Below are 23,172 nucleotides of genomic sequence, written 5' to 3'. Positions count from 1 at the left end.
GCGTATAAGAGGTCGCCGACATTGCGGCGGGGGTTGTGCGCACGGCCGTCAATGTGAGAAATAAAGCGCGCAGCGAAGCATCCGCCGTCACTCCCTGTTCGGAGCGTCGGCCGATTCGGATCGGATGCCGCAGCGCCTCCGTCGACGCCCCGGCCCGGCGGCTCACGCCGAGGCCCGCCCGTAGCCCTCGAGCAGGCGCAGCCAGACCTCGCTCACCGTCGGATACGAGGGCACGGCGTGCCACAGGCGCTTGATCGGCACCTCGCCGACGACCGCGATCGTCGCGGCCTGCACCAGTTCGGCGACCTCCGGGCCGACGAACGTCGCACCGAGCACGACGTCGCGCGTGGTGTCGACGACGAGCCGGGCCTGCCCCTCGAACCCGTCCTCGTAGAGGCTCGCCCCGGCCACCCAGCCCAGGTCGTAGTCGACGACCTTCACCTCGTGGCCCGCATCGCGTGCGGCCTTCTCGGTGAGCCCGACCGACCCCACCTCGGGGATCGAGAAGGTCACCTGCGGAACCGCGGCGTGGTCTGCGGTGGCGGCGTGGCGACCCCAGTCGTCGGCATCCACCGGCTCGTCCTTCGCCCGGGCGGCGATCACATCGCCCGCCGCGCGCGCCTGGTACTTGCCCTGGTGCGTGAGCAGCACCCGACCGTTGACGTCTCCCACCGCGTACAGCCAGTCCGAACCGGGCACCCGCAGGGTGTCGTCGACCTCGATCCACGTGCCGGGCTCGAGGCCCGCCGTCTCGAGGCCGATGTCGCCGCTGCGCGGCGAACGCCCCGTCGCCACGAGCACCTCGCTCGCGGTGATCTCGCTGTCGTCGTCGAGGGTGATCGTGACGCCGGCGTCGTCGCGCCGCACGGCCGACGTGCCCGTGTTCAGCCGCACGTCGACGCCGAGCTCGCGCAGCCCCGCCGCGACGCGCTCGCCCGCGAACGGCTCCATGCCGCCCAGCAGGTCGCTGCGCGCGATGAGGGTGACCGTCGATCCGAGCGCGGCGTAGGCCGTCGCCATCTCGACCGCGACCACACCGCCGCCGATCACGGCCAGCGAATCCGGAAGCTCCTCGGCGCTCGTGGCCTCGCGGCTCGTCCACGGAGAAGCCTCGCGCAGGCCGGGGATCGGCGGCACGACGGCATCCGAACCCGTGCTGATCGCGACCGCGTGGCGGGCATGCAGCACGCGCGTGCCGCCGTCGGCATCGGTCACCGTGACCTCGCGCTCGCCCGTCAGGCGCCCGTGCCCGCGGGCCAGATCGATGTGCGCCGACTCGAGCCACTTCACCTGGCCGTCATCCGACCAGTTGCTCGTGAAGGAATCGCGGCGCGCGAAGACCGCACGCACGTCGAGAGCACCGGTCACCGCCTCTTTCGCGCCGGCGACGTGCTGGGCCGCGCGCAGCGCCTGGGCCGAGCGCAGCAGCGCCTTCGACGGCATGCACGCCCAGTACGAGCACTCCCCGCCGACCAGCTCGCTCTCGACGATGATCGCCGTGAGACCTCCCTGCACCGCGCGGTCCGCGACGTTCTCGCCGACCGGTCCTCCGCCCAGCACGATCAGGTCGTACTCGTTCGTCTTGTCTGCAGTCATCGCTTCGCACCTCTCCGCGCAACAGTCTCGCTGAACAGCAACGTCGTGTCACGGGGTGGTTGTTCCCCGACGCGCCAGGTACGGTTCGCGCCGCGCGGGGTTCACAACTCCGGAGAAACCGGGCCGCGCCGGCGCTGGGGGTGCGAAACCCGCCAGATCGGGACCGATTCTCCGGAGTTGTGCACCGCTTCTCCGGCCGAGGGCGTACCCAACTCAGGAAGAACCGAAACAGAACCGCCCGAAACAAGCCGGATCCGGCGAAATCCGAGCGTTCTTCCTGAGTTGGGTACACACGCCGAGCCGGACCGAAGCCCCGGCGCCCGGGTCAGCGCACCGGCAGGATGTGCGTCGGCGTCGCGGCGGGGGCCTGGTGGCGGATGCCGAGGGGCGCGCCCGTGCGCTCGTCGAGGTCGATCAGGCTGATCGAGTCGGACCGCTGCCCGGCGACCACGAGCTTGCCCTCGAACACCAGGTGATGGCGCGGCCAGTCGACGCCGGAATCGGCGAGCGCGATGGATTCGAGGCGCTCACCTCCGCCGAGCACGCGCAGCGCCGCGATCGTGTTGCTGCCGCGCAGGGCCGTGTACAGGAAGGCGCCGTCGCGGGTGCGGGCGAGCTCGGCGGGGAAGTCGACGCCGACCTCGGCGATGGGACTCGACAGGGTCGACGACACGACGGCCCACGCCCCGCTCGGGGTCTCGGCGAGGGTGAACACCTCGCACGAGTACTCCGTGACGATGTGCAGGTGCCCGCTCGGGTGCACCACCATGTGACGCGGACCGACGCCGAGCGGCAGGATCACCTTGTGGTCGAGGCGCAGCCCGGTTCCCGACAGCCGCCAGAAGCGCACGAGGTCGAAGCCGAGGTCGGTCGTGACGATGCGCCCGTCGGGCAGGAACGCCGCCGAGTGGGCGTGCGAGACGCGGTCGGGCAGACCGTAGGGATCGGATGCCGCCGCACCCACGCCCGGTTCCTCGCGCACCGCGTCGGGGTCTTCGTCCTCGCCGAACAGTGCCGCGCGCAGCGCCGCCGCGGCATCCGCCTTCGCCGGCACGATGCGCCCGTCGGGCGCGAGGCCGAATCGCACGACCCGACCGTCGCCGTAGCAGCTGGCGATCAGCGTCGCGCCGTCGCGCGAGACGGCCAGGTGGCACACGGCATCTCCCGTCGGCACCGGGCCGCCGAGCGGGGCGAGCGATCCCTCGCCCGAGCGCACGAAGGCCTGCACCGCGCCCTCGTGCTCGAGCGCCGCGTAGACGACGTCGAGCGACGGATGCTGCGCCAACCACGACGGCGAGGATGCCGTCGCCGCGAGGTCGCGGTAGCCGAGCGTCGTGGCTTCGCGGCCGTCGTCTCCGGCGAGGAATCCGATCCCCTCGGCGGAGCCGTCCATCTCGGGGCCGTAGCCCCCGAGCCAGAAACGGGTCACGGGGTCAGTCGACGAGGTCGTGGCGCACGACCACCTGGTCGCGCTCCGGGCCCACGCCGATGACCGAGATGCGCGTGTTGCTCATCTTCTCGAGCGCGAGCACGTAGTCCTGCGCGTTCTTCGGCAGGTCGTCGAAGGTGCGGGCGACCGAGATGTCTTCGCTCCAGCCGGGGAAGTACTCGAGGATCGGCGTCGCGTGGTGGAAGTCGGTCTGGTTGACCGGCACCTCGTCGAAGCGCTCGCCGTCGACGTCGTAGGCGACGCACACGGGGATCTGCTCGAGTCCGGTGAGGATGTCGAGCTTGGTGAGCACGAGGTCGGTGATGCCGTTGACGCGCGTGGCGTAGCGGGTGATCGGGGCGTCGTACCAGCCGACGCGGCGCGGACGGCCGGTGGTGGTGCCGAACTCGAAGCCGCGCGAGCGCAGCCATTCGCCCTGCTCGTCGAAGAGCTCGGTCGGGAACGGACCCGATCCGACGCGGGTCGTGTACGCCTTGACGATGCCGACGATGCGGTCGAGCGCACCGGGACCGACGCCCGAACCGGTGGCCGCGCCACCCGCAGTCGCCGACGACGACGTGACGAACGGGTAGGTGCCGTGGTCGACATCGAGCATGGTGGCCTGGCCGCCCTCGAACACGACGACCTCGCCGCGGTCGAGCGCCTCGGCCAGCAGATAGCCGGTGTCGGCGACCAGCGGGCGCAGACGCTCGGCGTACGAGAGCAGGTCTTCGACGATCTCGTCGACCGTGATGGCGCGGCGGTTGAAGATCTTCACCAGCAGGTGGTTCTTCTGATCGAGCGCACCCTCGACCTTCTGGCGCAGGATGTTCTCGTCGAACAGGTCTTGCACGCGGATGCCGACGCGGTTGATCTTGTCGGCGTAGGCCGGTCCGATGCCGCGGCCGGTGGTGCCGATCATGCGCTTGCCGAGGAAGCGCTCGGTGACCTTGTCGAGCGTGCGGTGGTACTGGGTGATGATGTGCGCGTTGGCGCTCACCTTCAGGCGCGACACGTCGATGCCGCGGGCGCCGAGCGCCTCGAGCTCGTGGAAGAGCACCTCGAGGTCGACGACGACGCCGTTGCCGATGACCGGCGTGACGCCGGGGGAGAGGATGCCGGAGGGCAGCAGGTGCAGGGCGTACTTCTCGTTGCCCACCACGACGGTGTGCCCGGCGTTGTTGCCGCCGTTGAACTTCACGACCCAGTCGGTGCGGTCACCGAGCAGATCGGTGGCCTTGCCCTTTCCTTCGTCGCCCCACTGCACGCCGACGATAACGATTCCTGGCATGGGTGTCCCCCTTGCTTTCGCCGGGTTTGCACCGGCTGATGAGCTGGCCCTTGTCGGGCTCCCCCATCCTATCGAAGGGGCCGACATCGCCTTCGGCGAGGTCCTGGCGGGAAACGTGCGGATGCTGTCGCTCCCGCGCATCGCGGATGTCGGAGACCCCTGACACCATCGGAGGATGTCGAAGACCGCTCCCCTCACCGGCGACCTGCCGGGCACGAAGCCCCGGCAGGGACCGCTCGTGCTGATCGCCGCCCTCGTGACGGTCGTGCTCTGGGCGTCGGCGTTCATCGGCATCCGCGGTGCGGGTCCGCACTTCGACCCCGGGGCGCTCGCACTGCTGCGCATGGCGGTCGGCAGTCTCGTTCTCGCGGTCATCGCGGTGCGCCACGGCATCCGTCTGCCCGCTCGGCGGCACTGGTGGCTGGTCGCGGTGTGGGGCGTCGGGTGGTTCTGCGTCTACAACCTGGCGCTCAACGCCGCCGAGCGCACGCTCGACGCGGGCACGGCGGCCATGGTGGTGAACCTCGCACCGTTGATGGTCGTGGTGTTCAGCGGACTCTTCCTGCGCGAGGGGTTCCCGAAGCCGCTGATCATCGGCGCGCCGATCGCGTTCCTCGGCGTCGTGCTGATCGGCATGAACTCACAGGCGGCCGAGGGAGAGGGCCCCGATCTCACGGGACTGCTGCTCGCGCTGCTCGCCGCGGTCATGTACGCGGGGTGCACGCTGCTGCAGAAGCATCTGCTGAGCGCCGGGTCCGATGCGACCACGCTCACCTGGCTCGGCGCGATGGCCGGCACCGTCGCACTGCTGCCGTGGACGGGCAGCCTGATCGGCGCGCTGCAGAGCGCTCCCCTCGGCTCGACCCTTTGGGTCGTCTACCTCGGCATCTTCCCCACGGCGATCGCCTTCACGACGTGGGCCTACGTGCTGCAGCGCAGCACCGCGGGGCAGACCTCCGCCACGACCTACGTCGTGCCCGCGGTCGCGATCCTGATGTCGTGGGCGATCCTCGGCGAGGTGCCGACCCCGCTGATGTTCCTCGGCGGCGCGCTCTGCCTGCTGGGTGTGCTCGTGACGCGGTTGAGGTGGGGGCGGCGGGGCTGACTAGCGACGTCTGCTCTGCTCCTTCTGCGCGCGGTCGAAGTTCTCCCTCATGCGAGCGTAGCGAGCTTCGATGCGCAGCGCTTGAGGTGACCCCGCGGCGGGATAACGAAGCGACTCGGGCATGAGTGACGCTCCCCGAATGCATCGTTCGTCATCGTCCGGATCGACGATGCCCGCTAGCTCGGTTGGAATCCACGGGCCATCACTGAGCTGCCGAAGTTCGGCCGCGGGAGCAGGATGGTCTGTCCATCGATGGAGCAGACCGTGCAGCGCATCCTTCACCAGAGTGGAATCCACGTGTGGTCGAACCAGTTCCGCATACTCCCGACCGAACCAAGTCATCCAGTGCGGCTCGAGAGATAGTCCGCTCCACTGCCCCTTGGGCAGGAATGGCAGATAGCCCCCAACATAGCGACTGCGGGTGACCGAGGCGGACGCAAAGAAGGCTTCCGAACGCTCAGCAAGAACGACGAGGAAGCGTTCGATGGCGTCGATCGCTCCCGCCTTCTCCAGCCTCGAGATTTCGAAAGTCAGCCTGACCGATTGAACACGCACCGAGAGCTCATTGGTCCAGTGGCTGATCGAGCCGTGCAAGATCACCTTTCCTGCCAGAAGAAGCTTGCTGCTCTCGCACTCTTCGCGATAGAGACGATCGAAGAGCGCATCATCGTCGCGCGGGATCCGGCCCTGCATCGGTTCGTGAGTGCCGTATCGCGACGGCACCGCCAGAGGGAAAAATTCGCGCGCCGTGCGCAGATAGATCGCGGCAAGATCCTTCGTGTCGTCGAGCAGGCGATACCACTTCATGTGCAGATACAGAGTCTGCGGCGGCTCCGCTTCCGGCGCGACCTCGACCTCCACCTCCGTCGGCTCCCACGTCTGCGGATCCCACACGGCCCCGTCGATCCGCGCCACCAACCGCTCCGCGAACGCCATGGCCGCATCGGCATCCGCCCCGTCCACCGTCGCCGAGAACCCCTCCGGCCCCTCCGACACGTCGTACGTGATGCTCAGGCTGTAGAGCACCGTCGCACCCTCGCCCTCGGCCCACCCTTCCGGCAGGTCCTCCGGCTCGACCTGCATGGGCCCGTCGATGGTGAAGAAATGCGCGCCCGACTTCTTCCACACGACGGCGCCCAGGGCATCCGCCCTCTTGTCGACCTGCGCCTTCAGCGCGCGGTCCGCCGACACCACCTTCACCAGATCGCGCGTCGACAGCGCGACCTTGCCATACACCTCCAGGTCGTACGACACCGGAACCCCCTCGCTCACCCCGACACGGGCTGATCTTCCCCGACACAGACGCGTCAAGAATGCCCCAGTTCCGGCGCGAGCAGAACCCCCACACCGCACCCCGAAACAACCCCTCACCAGGCGTATCGATATACCGATCGCCACAGCGAATCCGCCCGAATCCGGCGCCCCACTTAGCGATATTCCGACAAGCCCGCGTCCAGAGTGGGAAACCGCCCTGAGATGCCGAAGTTCGCCCGTTTCACGGCTACGGTGTCCGACGGTTCGACCGCCAGAGTGTCGAGCACGGAACGTCGGAGGAACGATGAAAACTGTGTGGCCCTACGTGCGGATCGTCGCCGCCCTGCTCGCGCTCGCGGCACTCGCGCGGCAGCTCACACGCGAGATCGCGACCGCCCAGGCGGCGACGACCGAATGGGGACGCGACATCCCCACCGCAGTCTCGAACTTCTTCAGTTTCTTCACCACGCTCTCCGGTCTCATCGCGGCCGTCGTCCTGCTGATCGCCGCCGGGTGGATGCTGCGCACCCGCCGCAGCGACGACACGGAACCCCGCTGGCTCGCCGTGCTGCTCGCCTACGCGAGCACCTACATGATCACGACCGGCATCGTCTACAACCTGCTGCTGCGCAACATCCCCTCGCACAGCGCGACCGAGGCGTGGACGAGCGAGACGCTGCACGTCGTGCTCCCGATCGTGATGCTGCTCGACGTTCTCTTCGCACCGCGCCGCCGCTCACTCGGTTGGGGCACCGCGCTCCTCGCCGTGGTCTTCCCGCTCGCGTGGGGCGGCTACACACTGGTTCGCGGGCCGTTCATCACCGACCCGTTCACCGCCACGCCCTACTGGTACCCGTACCCGTTCCTCAACCCGAACACCTCGAGCTGGGCCTCGGTGGGCATGTACGTCGCCGCCATCGCGGCCGCGATCGTCGTCATCTCGCTCATCGTCGTCGGGATCGGGCGCCTCCGCGGCGCGCGAAAGCGTCATTAGGTCGCGCCGTTCGACTGCATCAGGCCGCTCCACGACGGTACGGGCCCGAGCCGACCGTGGCGCCTGAGCTGGCGCCTACTCCACACTGATGTCATCGGCCTTCTACCGATACATTGGCGGCGGAGGCATGATGACGACTTGGTGGCCCTACCTGCGGATCGCCGCAGCCCTTCTCGGCGCGGCGGCGCTCGTGCGGCAGATCACGGTGTCGATCACGAACGCGCATTCATCGACCACCGAGTGGGGTTCGCACGTGCCGACCGTCGTGGCGAACTTCTTCAGCTTCTTCACCGTGCTGTCGAACATCGGCGCGGTGGTCTCCCTGACGATCGCCGCGATCTGGATGATCCGCACGCGACGCGACGACACCCCCGAACCCCGCTGGTTAGCCACGCTGCTCGTCTGCACCAGCACCTACATGATCGTCACGGGCGTGGTGTACAACCTGCTCCTCCGGTACATCAACCTCGACGGCGTCTCGGAGGTGTGGACCAACGAGACGCTGCACGTGATCGTGCCGCTCGTCATGCTTCTCGATGTGCTCTTCGCGCCGCGTCGGCGCGCACTGCCGTGGAGCGCGGCCCTCGTCGCCGTGATCTTCCCGCTGGTGTGGACCGTCTACACGATGGTGCGAGCGAACTTCATCACGGGCCCGATCACCGGGAACCCGTGGTGGTATCCCTATCCGTTCCTCGACCCGCACGGTCCCGGCGGATGGGGCTCGGTCGTCGTCTACATCATCGGGATCGCGATCGGCATCGTCGCCGTCGCCGCCGGTGTGGTCTGGGTGGGTCGTCGCCGCGGCATCCGCGTTCCCTGATCCGACGGTCGCTCGGCCGATGGGGACTCCTCCCCATCGGCTCCGAGCCGGTGCGTCGGTGGATGCGGTTACCCTGGTGCGGGGGAAGGACGCGATGTTTCCCCGCGTGATCGAGGAGACTGCAGATGAACGAGCCGTACGCGCCGGACCCGTCGACGAATTCGGCCCCTCCGCCCCCGCCCGCGCCTCCCGCACCGGCGCCGGCACTGCGCAGCGAACTGCGTGACGCGCCCCCGACGTTCCCGGCATCCGCTCCCGCCGCACCTGCACAGGCCCCGGCATCCGCCCCGGCTCCGAAAGCGGATGCCGCGCCCAGGACGGCCCCGTCCGACGCGGAGATCTCGCGGGCGAGCGACGTGCTGAAGGTCGTCTCCGACGCCTACTCCGCGAAGATGGTGGGCCAGGAGCGCCTGCGCATGAGCCTGCTCATCTCGCTTATCGCCGGCGGCCACATCCTGCTCGAGAGCGTGCCCGGCCTCGCCAAGACGACCGCCGCGAGCACCCTCGCCGACACCGTCAAGGCGCGGTTCAAGCGCATCCAGTGCACGCCCGACCTGCTGCCGAGCGACATCACGGGCAACCAGATCTACGACGCGGCGACCGGCTCGTTCCGCACCGTGCTCGGCCCCGTGCACGCCAACTTCGTGCTGCTCGACGAGATCAACCGCTCGAGCGCCAAGACCCAGAGCGCCATGCTCGAGGCGATGCAGGAGCACCAGACCACGATCGGCGGTGAGGTGCACCACCTGCCGAAGCCCTTCCTCGTGATCGCGACGCAGAACCCGATCGAGCAGGAGGGCACCTACGAGCTGCCCGAGGCGCAGATGGACCGCTTCCTGCTCAAGGAGATCGTCGAGTACCCGAGCCCCGCCGAGGAGTTCGAGATCCTCGGCCGCATCGACTCCGGTGTGCTCGACCCCGACCGGCACGTCTCGAGCGCGATCTCGCTCGACGACGTCCACATGCTGCAGGACGTCGCGAGCCGCATCTACGTCGACCCCGCGATCCGCAACTACATCGTGTCGATCGCCTACGTCACGCGTAACCCCGCACCGTACATCGGCGACGACCGCGCCCGGTTCATCAAGTACGGCGCGAGCCCCCGCGCGAGCATCGCTTTCCTGCAGGCGTCGCGCGCCCTCGCCCTGCTCAAGGGTCGCTCGCACGTGCTGCCCGAAGACATCCGCGAGCTGCGCCACCTCGTGCTGCGCCACCGCGTGCTGCTGACGTTCGAGGCCGACGCCGAGGGCATCCGCAGCGAGGAGATCATCGACCAGATCTTCGCCGCCGTCCCCACCCCCTGACCCGGTCGCCGAGCCCGGAACAGTCGCCCCGCACCGGAACAGAAGCCCATGCCCAGTCTGATCACGCAGGTGAAGAGCAAGCTCTTCCTGCACTCGTCGCGCAAGTCGATGCACGCGCTCGACGGTGCGCACGCGTCGCTGCTGCGCGGGCGCAGCCTGGACTTCGAAGACCTGCGCAAGTACGAGTACGGCGACCAGGTGCGCGACATCGACTGGCGCGCGACCGCCCGCCTGGGCACGCCCCTGGTCAAGCGATCGCGGGCGATGCGCATGCAGACGGTGCTGTTCGTCGTCGACACCGGGCGCTCGATGACGGCCCTCGCGGCCGACGAACGCCCGAAGAAGGACCTTGCGATCATGGCGGCCGGTGCTCTCGGCATCCTGACCCTGCGCCACGGCGACGACTTCACCACGGTGTACGGCGATGCCTCGCGCGCGCGTCGTCTGCCCCCCGGTCGCAGCGAGGGCGCGCTCGAGCACGCCCTGCGCACGATCAGCCGGACGACCGACGAGAGCACGGTTCCCAACGACCGCGACGGCCTGCTCTCGTACGTCACCCGCACGGTGTCGCGGCGCATGATCGTCGTCGTCATCACCGACGAGGCGCCCATCACGAGCGAGACCGAGCGGATGCTGCGCCGGCTGCGCGTGCAGCACGACCTGCTGTGGCTCACCCTCCGCGACGCGGATCCGGTGCTCGATCACGCGACCGGGCGCATCCGCAGCGACGTCGACAGCAGCTGGGACGTGCCGGACTTCGTGCAGGGCGATGCGGCGATCGTGCGCCAGCTCACCGCGCAGGCGCAGGCCGAGGAGGCGCACCTCGCCGAGACCCTGAAGCGCCTCGAGATCGGCCACGCCGTGCTCGAGGGTCAGGAGTCGGCCGTCCCGCAGTTGCTGCGGCTGCTCCACGGGGCGCTCAGCCGATCCGGCGGGAGGTCGAATGCCCGGGTCTGATGAGCTCTACCCGCCGGCGCAGTACGGCTGGGGCTGGGTGCTGCTCGCGTTCGGCATCCTCGCCCTGCTGATCGTGGGCGCGTGGCTCGTGGTCGCCCTCACGAAGCAGCGCCGCCCCGCCGACCGTCTCGGCATCGAGCAGCCGCAGCTGCTCACGGGCGACGTGCTCAGCCAGTTGCGCGTGGAGTACCTCGACCGCGTGCAGCAGATCGAGACCGACTACCGCGAGAAGCGGCTCTCGCCCCGCAACGCCAACCTCGAGCTGAGCCGCGTGGTGCGCACCTTCGTCAACGAGTACAGCGGCCTCGAGGCCCCGGTGCTCGCCCTCGACGACCTCGTCTCCCGCGGAGTGCACCCCGCCCTGATCGACGCGATGCGCCGGCACTACTATCCGAGCATCTTCCGCCAGGGCCCGCCGATCGATCCTCTCGCCGGCGCCGAGGCGGCGCGGACGGTGGTGCGCTCATGGCACTAGCGAACGGCTGGCTCATCATCGTCGCGGCCGCGGTCGTGATCGTCGCCCTCGGCATCGGTCTCGCGCTGGGACTGCGCAGCCGCGGTCAGTCCGCGGGAACCGACCGCGCCCGCATCGCCCGCGCGGAGCGTCTGCGCGCGCTGCCCGCGTTCCGCGAAGCGCTCTCCCGACGGATCATCGCCCTGAGCGGCATCCTGCTCCTGGGGGCGCTCACGGTCATCACGGCCGGTATCGTGGCCGCCCGGCCGATGTCGTCGCAGACGATCCAGCCCGTCAACACGAGCCGCGACATCATGCTCTGCCTCGACGTCTCGGGATCGATGTCGGAGGTCGACGTCGAGGTGCTGACGGTGTTCGAAGAGCTGCTCGACGGCTTCGAGGGCGAGCGCATCGGGCTGACGATCTTCAACAGCTCGCCGGTGCAGATCTTCCCGCTCACCGACGACTACGACTTCATCCGCACGCACCTCGAGAGCATGCGCGAGAGCTTCGACTACGTCGATCAGATCCCCGAGCACTGGGTCGGCACGCTCAACGGCAACGGCGCCTCGCTGATCGGCGACGGGCTCGCCGCCTGCGCGATGGGCTTCGACCACCCCGACGACGAGCGCTCGCGCTCGGTGATCTTCGCGACCGACAACGAGATCAACGGCGCGTCGATCGTGACGCTCGAAGAGGCCGCGAACTACGCCGCGTCGAACGGCGTGCGCGTGTTCGCGTTGAACCCCGTCGAGGGCAAGGACGCGGATGTGAGCGCCGAACTCGCCGCGGCGGCCGAAGCGACCGGCGGTCAGGCCTACGGGCTGCGCGACACCACGACCGTGGGCGACATCGTCGAGCAGGTGCGCGAGCAGGATGCGACCGAGCTCCGCGGCGAGGCGCAGGTGGTGTGGACCGACGCCCCCGATCTGTGGATCGTGGTCGTCTCGATCGCGCTGCTGTCGTTCGTGGTGCTGCTGTGGAGGGTGCGACTGTGATCTTCCAACCCGCCATCAACGTCTTCCTGCTCCTGCTGCTGTTCGCCCCGATCGCCGCGCTCGTGGTGTGGGTGCTCGTGCGCGCGCCGAAGGACGCGGGGCGCTCGACCGCCCAGACGCGCAACCACCGTCTGCTCTGGGCGCTGCGGTTGGCCGCGGTGCTCGCCTGCTTCGTCATGCTGCTGCGCCCCGGCATCCCCGGCGGTGCCACGCAGACCCTGGCGACCGACACCGACATCGTGCTGGTGGTCGACACGACCGCGAGCATCGTCGCCGAGGACTGGGCCGACGGAGAGCCGCGCCTCGACGGCGTGCGCGCCGACGTGCGCACGATCATCGCCGAGTACCCGGGCGCGCGCTTCGCGCTGCTCACCTTCGACGCCGCCGCCGAACTGCGGATGCCGTTGACCACCGACACCACGGCACTGGTCGGGTCTCTCGACGTGCTGCGCCCCGAGGTCACGAGCCAGTCGCGCGGAAGCTCGATCGGCATCGCCGCGACCCTGCTCGAGCAGACGCTCGCGTCGGCGGCCGAGTCGTCGCCCGACCGCTCGCGCATGGTGTTCTACTTCGGCGACGGCGAGCAGACCGTGTCGTCGGACCCCGAGTCGTTCGCCGCGAGCGCGCCCTACACCGACGCCGGCGCGGTGTTCGGGTACGGCACCGCCGAGGGCGGGCCCATGCGCATCACCAGCGGCGGCGTCGACGGAACGGATGCCGGGTACATCCAGTACCAGGGCTCCGATGCGCTGTCGGTCGTCGACGAGCAGAACCTGCAGGCGCTGGCCGCCGAACTCGGGGTCGAGTACGAGCACCGCACGGCCGACACCGAGCCGCAGCTGCCCGAGGCGCCGACGACCACCACGAACTACGCCGAATCGGGCGAGGTCGGCAACGTGACCGAGCTGTACTGGATCGCGGCGCTCGTGCTCATCGTGCTGCTCGGGATCGAACTGGCGCGCGCGGCCATGCTGATCGCCCGCCTGCGCGGCCTCCGCACCCCGAAGATCGACTCCGCCGGCCCGGAAACCGGGTCGCTGAGCCTGTCGAAGCGCCCTTCCCGCAGAAAGGGGGCGCCTGATGAGTGACCCGCAGGCCGCGGCCGCACAGCTGCTCGCCTCGAATCGTCGGCGCCGCAGCATCCGTCGATGGATCGCGATCGGTTCGCTGCCCCTCGTGCTGGTGTCGCTGTTCTTCGTGGGCAAGATCCTCAGCATGTACGCGTTCGCGCACCAGGCGATCAGCGCCTACGTCGTCGACGACTACGCGGGCTCCGAGGCGGCGGCCGAGGGCCAGGAGTTCCTCAACTGGTTCGAGCCGTACAAGGCCCCCTTCAACGTCGGCACCGCGCTCGCGGGCGCCGAGGAACTGCCCGAGGCGCGCACGAAGCTCGAAGAGGCCCTCGACCTGGCGACGGGCCTGGAGGTCTGCGCCGTGCGCGTCAACCTCTCGCTCGTGATCGAGCGGATGGGCGATGCGGCCCGCGAGGGCGGCGACGGCGCCGGTGCGGCCCAGCTGTACGCCGAGGCGCTGACGATCGTCGTCGAGACGCCCGAGGAGTGCAACAGCGAAGAGGCCGAGAACCAGTCGTCCGATCCGGATCGCGACATGGGCGAGAGTCTCGACGACTCCGAGGAGCGGCTGAAGGAGAAGCAGCAGCAGGAGCAGGAGCAGCAGCCCGACCCGCAGGAGGGCGAGGAGGAGCAGGAGCAGCCGCAGCAGCCCGACGAGCAGAAGCTCGACGACCTCAAGGACAAGCTCGACCAGGGCACGCAGGAGCGCGACCAGCAGCAGGGCGGCGACGAGCCCGGCTCGGGAACGGACAGGCCATGGTGATGGATCACGAGAGCCAGCGCGCCCGCTACCTCGCGGGCGCCGAAGGTGCGCCACCCGTTCCGCCGCCCGGCGGCTACCGGGGTGCGCGCCGCGGCACCGGACCGCAGGAGGCACCGGCGTTCCCGACGTTCGTGTCGGTGGCCGACGGCGACGACGAGCGCCGGTCGGCGAACGCGATCGGATGGATCGCCCTGCTCGCCAGCATCCTGTTCGCCATCGTGCTGCTGGGTACGATGCTCGCCGGCGGCACCGACCTGCTCTACGGCGTCACGATGCTCGCCCTGCAGCTCGTGCTCGTCGCGGTCATCATCGCGGCGATCGCCACGAAACGGGGGCGGATGCTCGGCGCTATCGCCCTCGTCATCGCGGTGCTGTTCAACGTCGCCACCGTCGGCGGACTCAGCGCCCTGCAATCCTCGGCCAGCGGCAACTACGACGGATCGAAGTCCGACGAGCAGAAGCACGCCGAGGCCTACCCCGGCATCAAGGGCACCGACAACCAGGACGTGCTGAACCAGCAGTCGCTCGAGGAGGTGCGCAACGAGTCCGACAGCCTCTTCGCCGACGTGCGCCAGCGCCTCAGCGACGAGTTCGGCTACACCTGGACGCAGTTCACCGACGAAGACCTGCGGCCCGAGCGCAACGGCTACGGCGGGGAGTCGATGCTCTACGAGTACGGTTCGGCGGGCTGGGCGACCAACGAACCCATCCAGGACTACGCGCGCAAGCAGCAGGTCATGGCCGTGATCGATCAGGTCGTGCAGGAGCACGGGATGTACGGCCTGTACGCCTTCAACGACCCGACCGGATCGGGCATCGACCCGACGATGATCGAGAAGCTCTACGGCAGCGACGACCCGCGCACCCAGCACACGTGGGAGTCGTACACCGAGAACTACCCCGATCCGCTGCGCTTCTACGCGACGATCTACGACCTGTCGAACGACGCGGACGGCGGATTCAGAACCGAGCGCGAGGCGCAGAACGCGCGCACCGGCGAGCCGGTCGAGGGACTGCAGCTGTTCGTGATCGCGAGCGCCGTGCTCAGTGACGACGACCGCGACGAGTTCGAGAAGAAGATCCAGGAGTACCCCGGATTCTGAGGCCCAGGGGGCCGCTGCCCCTCGCTGGGTCGCTGAGCCTCGCCTCACTGGGTCGCTGAGCCTCGCCTCACTGGGTCGCTGAGCCTGTCGAAGCGTCCCACCCCGGTGAGGGGTCACGACACGCCGCGACCGGATGCGGCGGCGCGGCGTGTCTTGACCCCTCGCGACCGCTACCCGGCGAGCGCGAGACCTGCGGCGAGCGCGAAGCCCAGAACGGTCGCGAGACCGGTCGACTCCTTGGCCTTGGACTGGGCCTCGGGCACCATCGAATCGACGAGCATCACGAGCAGCGCCCCGGCCGCGAAACCGCTGGCCGCGGTGCGGAACGCGTCGCCGGTGATGCTCGCGAGGCCGAAGCCCGCGACGGTCGCGGCGGCGCAGATCACGGCGACGCCGGCCCACAGCAGCATTACGCGCGAGCGCTTCATGCCGCCGTCGAGCAGGTCGGCGGCCGAGCCGATCGATTCGGGCAGGTTGGAGACGAGGATGGCGACGACGAGCGCGATGCTCACCGGTTCGCCGGACGCGAGGCCGATGCCGAGCACGAGCTGCTCGGGGATGCCGTCGAGCAGTGCACCGACGGCGAGTTGTCCGCCGCCCGCGTCGCCCTTCTTCTTCGCGGCGCGCGCGTCGAGGATCCGCGCGGCGACGTAGTAGCTGATCGCGCCGAGGGCGACGCCGATGACCAGGGGGAACGGGCCCCCGCGATCGAGGCCCTCCTCCCAGAGCTCGAAGGCGATCGAGGCCATGAGCGCGCCCGCACCGAAGCCGAGCACGATGCCCAGCCAGCGCGGCGGCCATTTCCGCAGCATCGCGAGCACGGCACCGATGAACAGCGGCGCCGCCGCGACCACGCCCCACAGCACTGCTGCGCCCATGAGCACCTCCGTGGCCCACTCTGGCACGACAGCGCGCCGACGGCATCCGCCTCTCCCGTGCGGAGGAGATCTCTCTCCCATACGGAGGAGATCTCTCGCTCCGCAGGACGGATTCGAGGATTCGCTCCTCCGTTGCGTGCGATCTCCTCCGCTGCGTGCGCCGGAGCCAGCAGCCGGAGCCGCCAGCCGGACGCCGGCAGCAGTCCGGAATGGTCCGCATCCGGATGCCGTCACGCATTCGGGAGCGACACGCCGCCCGCCGTAGACTGGAGGGTATGTCCAAGGTCCTCCAGTCCCTGCCCGTCGGCGAGCGCGTCGGCATCGCCTTCTCCGGAGGACTCGACACCTCCGTCGCCGTCGCGTGGATGCGCGAGAAGGGCGCCGTGCCTTACACGTACACCGGCGACCTCGGCCAGTACGACGAAGACGACATCGACTCGATCCCGGGCCGTGCGCTCGAGTACGGCGCCGAGGCCTCGCGCCTGGTCGACGCCAAGACCGCGCTGGTCGAAGAGGGCTTTGTGGCGCTCTCGTGCGGCGCGTTCCACATCCGCTCGGGCGGCAAGACCTACTTCAACACCACTCCCCTCGGACGCGCGGTGACCGGCACGATGCTGGTGCGCGCCATGAAGGAGGACGGCGTCGACATCTGGGGCGACGGCTCCACCTACAAGGGCAACGACATCGAGCGGTTCTACCGCTACGGCCTGCTCGCCAACCCGCGTCTGCGCGTCTACAAGCCGTGGCTCGACGCCGACTTCGTGACCGAGCTCGGGGGGCGCAAGGAGATGAGCGACTGGCTCGTCGCCCGCGACTTCCCGTACCGCGACTCGGCCGAGAAGGCCTATTCGACCGACGCCAACATCTGGGGCGCGACGCACGAGGCCAAGACCCTCGAGCACCTGAACGTCTCGCTCGAGACCGTCGACCCGATCATGGGCGTGAAGTTCTGGGACCCGTCGGTCGCGATCGACAGCGAAGACGTCACCGTCACGTTCGAGGCCGGCCGCCCGGTCGCGCTCAACGGCGTCGAGTTCTCCGACCCGGTCGCGCTCGTGCGCGAGGCGAACACGATCGGCGGACGCCACGGCCTCGGCATGAGCGACCAGATTGAGAACCGCATCATCGAGGCGAAGTCGCGCGGCATCTACGAGGCCCCCGGCATGGCCCTGCTGTTCATCGCCTACGAGCGCCTGGTCAACGGCATCCTGAACGAAGACACCCTCGCGACGTACCACGAGCAGGGCCGACGCCTCGGTCGCCTCATGTACGAGGGTCGCTGGCTCGAGCCGCAGTCGCTCATGCTGCGCGAGTCGATCCAGCGCTGGGTCGGCCTCACGATCTCCGGATCGGTGACGATCCGTCTGCGCCGCGGTGACGACTGGACCATCCTCGACACCGTCTCGCCGAACCTGTCGTACGGCCCCGAGAAGCTGTCGATGGAGCGCGTCGGCGATGCGGCCTTCGGCCCGGTCGACCGCATCGGCCAGCTCACCATGCGCAACCTCGACATCGCCGACTCGCGTGCCCGCCTCGAGCAGTACGCGGGCCTCGGCCTCGTCGGCGGCGCCACGGGCGAGCTCGTCGGTCGCGTGACCGCGGGCGAGTCGGGCGAGATCACCGGCGCGGTCGAAGAGGTCGACGAGAACCTCGCCGACGCGGTCGACACGGCTTCCGAGGGCGCGGCCTTCGACTCCGGCACCGACTGACCCTCACGGGTTTCGATCAGGGGGCGGATGCTGCGGCATCCGCCCCCTTTTCCGTGCGGCCTCGCGGAGTGCGTGGCACGAGCGGATGCTGTGAGTCCGTCGAGTTATCTTGCACACAACTGTGCACATTAAGTACACTCGAACCCATGACCACCCGCGCACCCCGCCGCGACGCCGTCGAGAACCGCGCCGGCATCCTCGACGCCGCCCGTTCCGCGCTCTCCGTCGACCCCTACGCCTCGGTCGACGTGATCGCACGCAGCGCCGGCCTCTCGCGCCGCACCCTCTACGGCCACTTCGACGACCGCGAAGCCCTCATCCGCGAGCTCATCTCGACCGGCGCCCAGCGCTTCAACGCCATCGCCGAATCCGTGGCCGACGCCGACGCCCGCCTCGCCCTCGCCCGCCTCACCGCACGCCTCTGGCACGAGGCCGCGCACGTGCAGGTCGCGGCCGCCCTCGCGCTCGACGAGGCGCACGTGCAGCACACGGCCGACGCGCTCGCCCCGCTGCGCCGCACGGTCGCCGCCCTGGTACGCCGCGGTCAGGACGACGGCAGCTTCCGCGGCGACCTCGCCGCCCCCACCCTCGCCCGCCTCATCGAGGAGATCGCGCGCACGGTCATCTCCCGCACGGATGCCGCGAGCACGGGCGCCGCGAACCTCGCCGTGCGCGCGGTGCTCAGCATCGCCGGGCTCTCGTGGCGCGAAGCCGACGAGCTGCTCGCCGCCCACCCCGACATCGTCACCGGCCCGACGGAGGCCCCCGCATGAGGATCACCCTGCACGACGTGAGCAAGGGCAAGAACGGCCAGGCCCTCCCGCCCACGACTCTCGAGTTCCACACCGGTGAGGTGCGGTACGCCCTCGCCGAGACCGAGCAGCGCCCGACCGTCCTCGGCCTGATCGCGAGCGGACGCATGCGCCCCGAGACCGGTCGCGTCACGATCGACGATTCCGAGAGCGCCAAGGAACTGCGCCGCCGGGTCGCCCTCGTCGACGCCCCCGACGTCAGCGACCCGCACCCCGACATCTCGCTCGCGGGCGTCGTCGGCGAGGAGCTGATGTTCGCCGGGCTCGGCGCGACGCCGCTGCACGCCAAGCGCTGGCTGTCGCAGCTGGGATACGCCGAGCTCGCCTCGGTGCCGATCGGCAACATCGACCCCTCGGCGCGCGTGCGCATCCTGTGCGAACTCGCGGTGCTGCGCGACGGAACGGATGCCGTCGTGCTCGTGTCGCCCGACCGGCACGGTGGCTCGCCCGACGGCTGGTGGCGGATCGCTGCGGAGTTCGCCGAGCGCGGGTTCGCGATGCTCGTGATCCTCGGCGGTTCGGCCGCCGTGGCGCTGGAGCGGATGCAGGAGCTCGGCGCGGTCAACGCCTCCGGCCCGGTCGAGCCACTCGTGCTCGAGCCGGAAGCGGATGCCGCGGCGGAAGCGGATGCCGAAGAAGCCCGGCCCCTGAGCGAGGAGCGCAGCGACGAGACGACGGGCGCTCAGGAACCCGAACCCGAAGAGGCCCGGTCCCTGAGCGAGGAGCGCAGCGACGAGACGAAGGGCCGCACCACAGACCCCGACTCCGACCCCGAACCCGAACCCGACGACGACCCCGAAGACGACACGAACGGAGCCGCCTCATGAAGGTTCCCGCGATGATCGCCGCCGAGCTGCGGCGGCTGACGGCGAGCAAGATGGGCGTCATCGCGCTCATCGCGCTCGTGTGCGTGCCGATCCTCTACGGCGGCCTCTACCTCTGGGCGAACCAGGACCCCTACGCCAAGTTCCCCGAGGTGCCGGTGGCTCTCGTCGTCGACGATGCGGGGGCGCCGTCCACGGCATCCGACGCCGCCGCCGGCGACACCGTCAACTACGGCGAGGACGTCGCCGACAACCTCATCGACGGCAACGCCTTCGACTGGCAGCGGATGACGGCCGACGAAGCAGCGGATGCCCTGCGCCACGGCACCGTCGACTTCACCGTGACCATCCCCTCCGACTTCTCGACGGCGCTGACCTCGGCCGCGGGCGACGACCCGCACCAGGCCCGCATCGACCTCGAGACCAACGACGCGAACAACTACCTCGCATCGTCGATGGGCACGCAGGCGGTCGAGAAGATCCGCAGCTCGGTGGCCGAGATGGTCGGAAGCGAGGCGGCCGAGCGGCTGCTCACCGGGCTCAACGACATCCGCGACAGCCTCGTGACCGCAACCGACGGGGCGACGCAGCTGACCGACGGCGCGAACACCGCCGCGACGGGCAGCGCGACCCTCGCCGACGGCACGGCCCAGCTGGCCGACGGCACCGTACAGCTCGCCTCCGGCGCCCAGACCCTGGCGACCGGGGCGCAGTCCCTCGCCGACGGCGCCGCGCAGGTGAGCGACGGCAACCGCCAGCTCGCCGACATCGCCGACCGGGCGGGCTCGGTCGTGCAGCAGGCGACGGATGCCCTGCCGCAGGTGCGCACCGACATCACGACGATCCTCACCGATCAGGGCCTCACACCCGAGGAGATCGACCAGGTTCTCGCGAAGCTCGACCCGCTCGCGACCCGGTTGCAGGACGGCAACGCGACCGTGCAGGCGGATGTCGGCAAGATCGATCAGCTCGCGGATGGCGCGGCACAGGTCGCTTCCGGCGCGGCGACCCTCTCGACCGGCGCCTCGAGCCTCGCCACCGGTGCGGGCACGGTCGCGGAGGGCGCAGCATCCGCCAACGACGGCGCGGCGCAGCTGCGCGACGGACTGAGCACCCTCGCCAGCGGAGCGGCCGAACTGCGCGACGGCTTGGCATCCGGTGTCGACCAGATCCCGGCATCCACCCCCGAGCTGCGCAGCCTGCAGGCCGACACGATCGCCGACCCGGTGAAGGTGTCGAGCGACAAGGTCGCCTCGGCCGAGGACTACGGCGCCGGGCTCGCCCCGTTCTTCGCCGCCCTCTCGGCCTGGATCGGCATCTACGCGCTGTTCCTCATCGTGAAGCCGATCTCGCGGCGCGCGATCACCGCGCTGCACTCCCCGATCCGCATCACGCTCGCCGGGTGGCTGACGCCCGCGGCGCTCGGCGCGGTGCAGATGGTGGGGCTCATGGGCATCCTCGCGCTCACCCTCGGGTTCACGTTCAACCATCCGCTCGGCACCCTCGGGGTGCTGGTGTTCGCCTCGGCGACGTTCGCGGCGATCATCCTCGCGCTCAACGTGTGGCTGGGCTCGGTGGGGCAGTTCCTCGGGCTGGTGCTCATGGTGCTGCAGCTCGTGACCGCCGGCGGCACGTTCCCCTGGCAGACGCTGCCCGCCCCGCTCGCCGCGCTGCACCACGTGCTGCCGCTCGGCTACGTCGTCGATGCGATGCGGCAGCTGATGTACGGGGGTGATCTCGCCCGAGCGGGCGGCGACCTGATCGTGCTCGGCATCTGGTTGGTCGGTGCGCTGCTGTTCGCGATGATCGGCGTGACACGCATGACGCATCGGCGCACGCTGCGCGACCTGCAGCCCAGCCTCATCGGCTGAGGTCCGGCGCGGGGGCTGAGTCCCCGGCGCGGGGCGGGAGGCCGTCTCTACTAACGTGGAACGGTGCCCACCAGCTATCTCGCCCCCGCCGGGACCCCCGTCACGCTCCTCGAGTTCGAGCACGCCGGGTCGACCCTGATCGCCGAGACCTTCGGCGAGGGCGAGCCGACGTTCCTTCTGCTGCACGGCATCGGCATGGGGCGCAGCGTCTACCTCGACATCGCGCAGCGGCTCCCGGGTCGGCTCATCGCACTCGACCTGCCGGGGTTCGGCGAGGCCCCCGAACCCACCCGCACCCTCACGATGGAGCGCCACGCCGACCTCGTCGCGGCATACCTCCGGCACACGGGCGAGGGACCCGTCGTGGTGATCGGGCACTCGATGGGCAGCCAGATCGCGGCGGAGCTCGCGGCACGGCATCCGCTCCTCGTCTCGGGCGTCGTACTCGCCGGGCCCACCGTCGACAAGACCAAGCGTAACCTCGCGGCGCAGGGCTCGTACCTGATGCGCGACCTGATGGGCGAGCGACCGCTGGTGATCTGGCGCGGCGCCCGCGAGTACCTGCGCGGCGGGCCGCACCTGATCCGCAAGATCAGGGCCACGATCGCTCACCAGCCCGAGAAGGCGTTCGTGCGCATCACGGCGCCGGTGCTCGTGCTGCGCGGTGAAGACGACCCGCTCGCGCCGATGAGCTGGTGCCGTGCGATCCTCGATGCGATTCCCGGCGCCCGGCTCGAGGTGATCCCCGACCACGGGCACGGCACGCTGATCAGCGACTCCGAGCCCGCCGCCCGCCTGATCGAGGGCTTCGCCGCCGAGTTGTGAGGGGCGTCGGTTCGGCCTGTACCCAACTCAGGAAGAACTCGTCCAAACAGTCATTCCGACCGCTTTTCAGGCACTTATCGCGCCTTCTTCCTGAGTTGGGTACCGCGGCGACCGGAGAGTCGCGGGCCCAGCCGCTCGATCACGTCTCGCAATGCACATTGCACCGACGCCGGATCGCCGAGGACATCGGAGGCGAGAGGGCGCACCGTCACGTAGCCGAGCCTCATCGCCGCAAGGTCTCGCTGACGGTCCCGCCTCTGCTTCTCCCAGCCCTCGTGGAAGGCCCTGCTGTCGCACTCGATGATCAGCCACCCGTCGACCACGAAATCCACTCTCCCGACACCGACGATCACGACCTGACATTCGTAGTCGACGCCCAGAGTCCGAAGCATCAAGCGCACGAAGGTCTCCGGGCCGGACTCGGCCGTCGGATCCACCAGGTTCAAGATCGCCCTGAACCCAGGTGGGAGTGAGTCGAAGAGCCGACGCAGTTCTGTCATTGTCATCAGTCCGTGGTGGACGACGCTGTCCAATGTGGCGATCGCCGCGCGCGGCGTCTGGCAGCGAAGCGAGTGCAGAATCGCTTCCTTGAGCCCCGTCACGTGAAGAAGTGCGTCGCGCTCGCCGTCGTACCAATGCAGCCGGCATCGCCTCGCGTGCGCGGCATCGAAGCGCGAGCGATTACGCCGAAGCCGGACGTGCGTCTCCGACGACGACAGGACGAAGACGCCCAGCATCTGCAACAGCGAGATGCATGTGAGACGTGCGCCGATAGCTGACGCATGCGCAACCGCTTCCGGAATGTCCCCTTCGGCGTAGCGGTCCCGACGCAAGCGGCGCAAACGCCCCTCGTCGACTGCGCGAGAGATCGACCGTCGGGTGTGTCCCCGATCGAACAGATTGTCGCGCGTGAAGACCATCGGCACGAAGAGCGCATGAGCGAGGTCGCGGGGAGTGGAAGTCATCACGACATCCTGCGCGTCCGCGGCTGGCCAGAGGAGCGACCAGACACTGATCTCACGGAACTCCGATCTTCTCCCGCTCCGTGCAGGAGGAGTCGATACCCGCCCCTCTATGTACCTAACTCAGGAAGAACTCCACCACACACGTTC

22 protein-coding genes are annotated in these 23,172 nt (G+C 69.6%); 16 read left to right on the top strand and 6 right to left on the bottom strand.

What is annotated here, in order from left to right; all coding sequences use genetic code 11:
- Positions 1 to 162: 162 nt before the first annotated feature.
- The 3 genes from ACTJKK_RS10790 to ACTJKK_RS10780 form a co-directional block, all read right to left on the bottom strand.
- Complete coding sequence (locus tag ACTJKK_RS10790; RefSeq protein ID WP_440747979.1) at positions 163 to 1,596, bottom strand: dihydrolipoyl dehydrogenase family protein; 1,434 nt, start codon at positions 1,594 to 1,596, stop codon at positions 163 to 165.
- Between the two features lie 325 nt (positions 1,597 to 1,921).
- On the bottom strand, positions 1,922 to 3,025 hold the full coding sequence (locus tag ACTJKK_RS10785; RefSeq protein ID WP_440747978.1) for a lactonase family protein: 1,104 nt from the start codon (positions 3,023 to 3,025) through the stop codon (positions 1,922 to 1,924).
- A 4-nt stretch (positions 3,026 to 3,029) separates the two neighbouring features.
- Positions 3,030 to 4,316, bottom strand: coding sequence for an adenylosuccinate synthase (locus ACTJKK_RS10780; RefSeq protein WP_247623921.1), 1,287 nt, complete (start codon positions 4,314 to 4,316; stop codon positions 3,030 to 3,032).
- On the opposite strand from ACTJKK_RS10780, the gene ACTJKK_RS10775 reads away from it, so the two are divergent.
- Entirely contained in the window at positions 4,315 to 4,479 is a 165-nt protein-coding gene (locus ACTJKK_RS10775) for a hypothetical protein (RefSeq protein WP_440747977.1), read from the top strand. The genes ACTJKK_RS10780 and ACTJKK_RS10775 overlap by 2 nt on opposite strands.
- Positions 4,480 to 4,491: 12 nt before the next feature.
- Positions 4,492 to 5,421, top strand: a complete 930-nt coding sequence (locus tag ACTJKK_RS10770; RefSeq protein ID WP_440747976.1) for a DMT family transporter — start codon at positions 4,492 to 4,494, stop codon at positions 5,419 to 5,421.
- Here the strand turns inward: ACTJKK_RS10770 and ACTJKK_RS10765 are convergent, their stop codons facing one another.
- Positions 5,422 to 6,675, bottom strand: a complete 1,254-nt coding sequence (locus ACTJKK_RS10765) for a hypothetical protein (protein ID WP_440747975.1) — start codon at positions 6,673 to 6,675, stop codon at positions 5,422 to 5,424. It abuts the gene before it with no gap.
- Between the two features lie 304 nt (positions 6,676 to 6,979).
- On the opposite strand from ACTJKK_RS10765, the gene ACTJKK_RS10760 reads away from it, so the two are divergent.
- The 9 genes from ACTJKK_RS10760 to ACTJKK_RS10720 all read left to right on the top strand — a co-directional run bounded on the left by ACTJKK_RS10760 (position 6,980) and on the right by ACTJKK_RS10720 (position 15,141).
- A complete protein-coding gene (locus ACTJKK_RS10760; RefSeq protein WP_440747974.1) occupies positions 6,980 to 7,669 on the top strand; it encodes a Pr6Pr family membrane protein in 690 nt (229 codons plus the stop codon).
- A gap of 127 nt (positions 7,670 to 7,796) precedes the next feature.
- On the top strand, positions 7,797 to 8,489 hold the full coding sequence (locus ACTJKK_RS10755) for a Pr6Pr family membrane protein (RefSeq protein WP_440747973.1): 693 nt from the start codon (positions 7,797 to 7,799) through the stop codon (positions 8,487 to 8,489).
- 125 nt (positions 8,490 to 8,614) lie between these two features.
- Positions 8,615 to 9,793 (top strand): AAA family ATPase, encoded by a 1,179-nt coding sequence (locus tag ACTJKK_RS10750; RefSeq protein WP_440747972.1) that lies wholly within the window; start codon positions 8,615 to 8,617, stop codon positions 9,791 to 9,793.
- 48 nt (positions 9,794 to 9,841) lie between these two features.
- Positions 9,842 to 10,750: a DUF58 domain-containing protein gene (locus ACTJKK_RS10745; RefSeq protein WP_440747971.1), complete on the top strand. Its 909-nt coding sequence runs from the start codon at positions 9,842 to 9,844 to the stop codon at positions 10,748 to 10,750.
- Positions 10,737 to 11,225, top strand: a complete 489-nt coding sequence (locus ACTJKK_RS10740; protein WP_440747970.1) for a hypothetical protein — start codon at positions 10,737 to 10,739, stop codon at positions 11,223 to 11,225. Before ACTJKK_RS10745 ends, ACTJKK_RS10740 begins: the two co-directional genes overlap by 14 nt.
- A complete protein-coding gene (locus tag ACTJKK_RS10735; protein ID WP_440747969.1) occupies positions 11,216 to 12,202 on the top strand; it encodes a VWA domain-containing protein in 987 nt (328 codons plus the stop codon). The genes ACTJKK_RS10740 and ACTJKK_RS10735 overlap by 10 nt, the downstream gene beginning before the upstream one ends.
- The gene (locus tag ACTJKK_RS10730) at positions 12,199 to 13,290 is read left to right on the top strand and encodes a vWA domain-containing protein (protein WP_440747968.1); all 1,092 of its coding nucleotides are present in this window, start codon (positions 12,199 to 12,201) and stop codon (positions 13,288 to 13,290) included. The genes ACTJKK_RS10735 and ACTJKK_RS10730 overlap by 4 nt, the downstream gene beginning before the upstream one ends.
- Positions 13,283 to 14,038 carry a hypothetical protein gene (locus ACTJKK_RS10725; RefSeq protein ID WP_440747967.1) on the top strand — a complete coding sequence of 252 codons (756 nt, stop codon included), beginning with the start codon at positions 13,283 to 13,285 and terminating at the stop codon, positions 14,036 to 14,038. Before ACTJKK_RS10730 ends, ACTJKK_RS10725 begins: the two co-directional genes overlap by 8 nt.
- Entirely contained in the window at positions 14,038 to 15,141 is a 1,104-nt protein-coding gene (locus ACTJKK_RS10720) for a DUF4064 domain-containing protein (protein WP_440747966.1), read from the top strand. The genes ACTJKK_RS10725 and ACTJKK_RS10720 overlap by 1 nt, the downstream gene beginning before the upstream one ends.
- Before the next feature lie 170 nt (positions 15,142 to 15,311).
- Here ACTJKK_RS10720 and ACTJKK_RS10715 read toward each other — a convergent pair whose 3' ends face one another.
- Entirely contained in the window at positions 15,312 to 16,019 is a 708-nt protein-coding gene (locus ACTJKK_RS10715) for a ZIP family metal transporter (protein ID WP_440747965.1), read from the bottom strand.
- Positions 16,020 to 16,294: 275 nt separating this feature from the next.
- Here ACTJKK_RS10715 and argG point away from each other — a divergent pair, with 275 nt between their 5' ends.
- The 5 genes from argG (at position 16,295) to ACTJKK_RS10690 (ending at position 22,060) form a co-directional block, all read left to right on the top strand.
- Positions 16,295 to 17,728 (top strand): argininosuccinate synthase, encoded by a 1,434-nt coding sequence (gene argG, locus ACTJKK_RS10710; RefSeq protein ID WP_247633329.1) that lies wholly within the window; start codon positions 16,295 to 16,297, stop codon positions 17,726 to 17,728.
- Positions 17,729 to 17,874: 146 nt separating this feature from the next.
- The gene (locus ACTJKK_RS10705; protein ID WP_247633330.1) at positions 17,875 to 18,501 is read left to right on the top strand and encodes a TetR/AcrR family transcriptional regulator; all 627 of its coding nucleotides are present in this window, start codon (positions 17,875 to 17,877) and stop codon (positions 18,499 to 18,501) included.
- Entirely contained in the window at positions 18,498 to 19,367 is an 870-nt protein-coding gene (locus ACTJKK_RS10700) for a hypothetical protein (protein ID WP_440747964.1), read from the top strand. The genes ACTJKK_RS10705 and ACTJKK_RS10700 overlap by 4 nt, the downstream gene beginning before the upstream one ends.
- Entirely contained in the window at positions 19,364 to 21,235 is a 1,872-nt protein-coding gene (locus ACTJKK_RS10695; RefSeq protein ID WP_440747963.1) for a YhgE/Pip family protein, read from the top strand. The genes ACTJKK_RS10700 and ACTJKK_RS10695 overlap by 4 nt, the downstream gene beginning before the upstream one ends.
- 63 nt (positions 21,236 to 21,298) lie before the next feature.
- Positions 21,299 to 22,060, top strand: coding sequence for an alpha/beta fold hydrolase (locus ACTJKK_RS10690; protein ID WP_247633333.1), 762 nt, complete (start codon positions 21,299 to 21,301; stop codon positions 22,058 to 22,060).
- Between the two features lie 74 nt (positions 22,061 to 22,134).
- Here ACTJKK_RS10690 and ACTJKK_RS10685 read toward each other — a convergent pair whose 3' ends face one another.
- The gene (locus tag ACTJKK_RS10685; protein WP_440747962.1) at positions 22,135 to 23,025 is read right to left on the bottom strand and encodes an endonuclease domain-containing protein; all 891 of its coding nucleotides are present in this window, start codon (positions 23,023 to 23,025) and stop codon (positions 22,135 to 22,137) included.
- Between the last annotated feature and the right edge of the window lie 147 nt (positions 23,026 to 23,172).

The sequence above is a fragment of the Microbacterium sp. 22179 genome, assembly GCF_052045715.1.
Taxonomy (GTDB): Bacteria; Actinomycetota; Actinomycetes; order Actinomycetales; family Microbacteriaceae; genus Microbacterium; species Microbacterium galbinum.
The sequence above is the reverse complement of the archived record's forward strand: the minus strand, read 5'-3'. Positions and strand labels throughout refer to the sequence as shown.

What these genes read in the sequence shown, in the direction of transcription:
- ACTJKK_RS10780 (WP_247623921.1), bottom strand. Translation starts at nt 4,316, where the DNA reads ATGCCAGGAATCGTTATCGTCGGCGTGCAGTGGGGCGACGAAGGAAAG.
- ACTJKK_RS10720 (WP_440747966.1), top strand. Translation starts at nt 14,038, where the DNA reads ATGGATCACGAGAGCCAGCGCGCCCGCTACCTCGCGGGCGCCGAAGGT.
- ACTJKK_RS10695 (WP_440747963.1), top strand. Translation starts at nt 19,364, where the DNA reads ATGAAGGTTCCCGCGATGATCGCCGCCGAGCTGCGGCGGCTGACGGCG.
- argG (WP_247633329.1), top strand. Translation starts at nt 16,295, where the DNA reads ATGTCCAAGGTCCTCCAGTCCCTGCCCGTCGGCGAGCGCGTCGGCATC.
- ACTJKK_RS10715 (WP_440747965.1), bottom strand. Translation starts at nt 16,019, where the DNA reads ATGGGCGCAGCAGTGCTGTGGGGCGTGGTCGCGGCGGCGCCGCTGTTC.
- ACTJKK_RS10745 (WP_440747971.1), top strand. Translation starts at nt 9,842, where the DNA reads ATGCCCAGTCTGATCACGCAGGTGAAGAGCAAGCTCTTCCTGCACTCG.
- ACTJKK_RS10750 (WP_440747972.1), top strand. Translation starts at nt 8,615, where the DNA reads ATGAACGAGCCGTACGCGCCGGACCCGTCGACGAATTCGGCCCCTCCG.
- ACTJKK_RS10705 (WP_247633330.1), top strand. Translation starts at nt 17,875, where the DNA reads ATGACCACCCGCGCACCCCGCCGCGACGCCGTCGAGAACCGCGCCGGC.
- ACTJKK_RS10790 (WP_440747979.1), bottom strand. Translation starts at nt 1,596, where the DNA reads ATGACTGCAGACAAGACGAACGAGTACGACCTGATCGTGCTGGGCGGA.
- ACTJKK_RS10755 (WP_440747973.1), top strand. Translation starts at nt 7,797, where the DNA reads ATGATGACGACTTGGTGGCCCTACCTGCGGATCGCCGCAGCCCTTCTC.
- ACTJKK_RS10770 (WP_440747976.1), top strand. Translation starts at nt 4,492, where the DNA reads ATGTCGAAGACCGCTCCCCTCACCGGCGACCTGCCGGGCACGAAGCCC.
- ACTJKK_RS10685 (WP_440747962.1), bottom strand. Translation starts at nt 23,025, where the DNA reads ATGACTTCCACTCCCCGCGACCTCGCTCATGCGCTCTTCGTGCCGATG.
- ACTJKK_RS10740 (WP_440747970.1), top strand. Translation starts at nt 10,737, where the DNA reads ATGCCCGGGTCTGATGAGCTCTACCCGCCGGCGCAGTACGGCTGGGGC.
- ACTJKK_RS10760 (WP_440747974.1), top strand. Translation starts at nt 6,980, where the DNA reads ATGAAAACTGTGTGGCCCTACGTGCGGATCGTCGCCGCCCTGCTCGCG.
- ACTJKK_RS10700 (WP_440747964.1), top strand. Translation starts at nt 18,498, where the DNA reads ATGAGGATCACCCTGCACGACGTGAGCAAGGGCAAGAACGGCCAGGCC.
- ACTJKK_RS10725 (WP_440747967.1), top strand. Translation starts at nt 13,283, where the DNA reads ATGAGTGACCCGCAGGCCGCGGCCGCACAGCTGCTCGCCTCGAATCGT.
- ACTJKK_RS10735 (WP_440747969.1), top strand. Translation starts at nt 11,216, where the DNA reads ATGGCACTAGCGAACGGCTGGCTCATCATCGTCGCGGCCGCGGTCGTG.
- ACTJKK_RS10775 (WP_440747977.1), top strand. Translation starts at nt 4,315, where the DNA reads ATGGGTGTCCCCCTTGCTTTCGCCGGGTTTGCACCGGCTGATGAGCTG.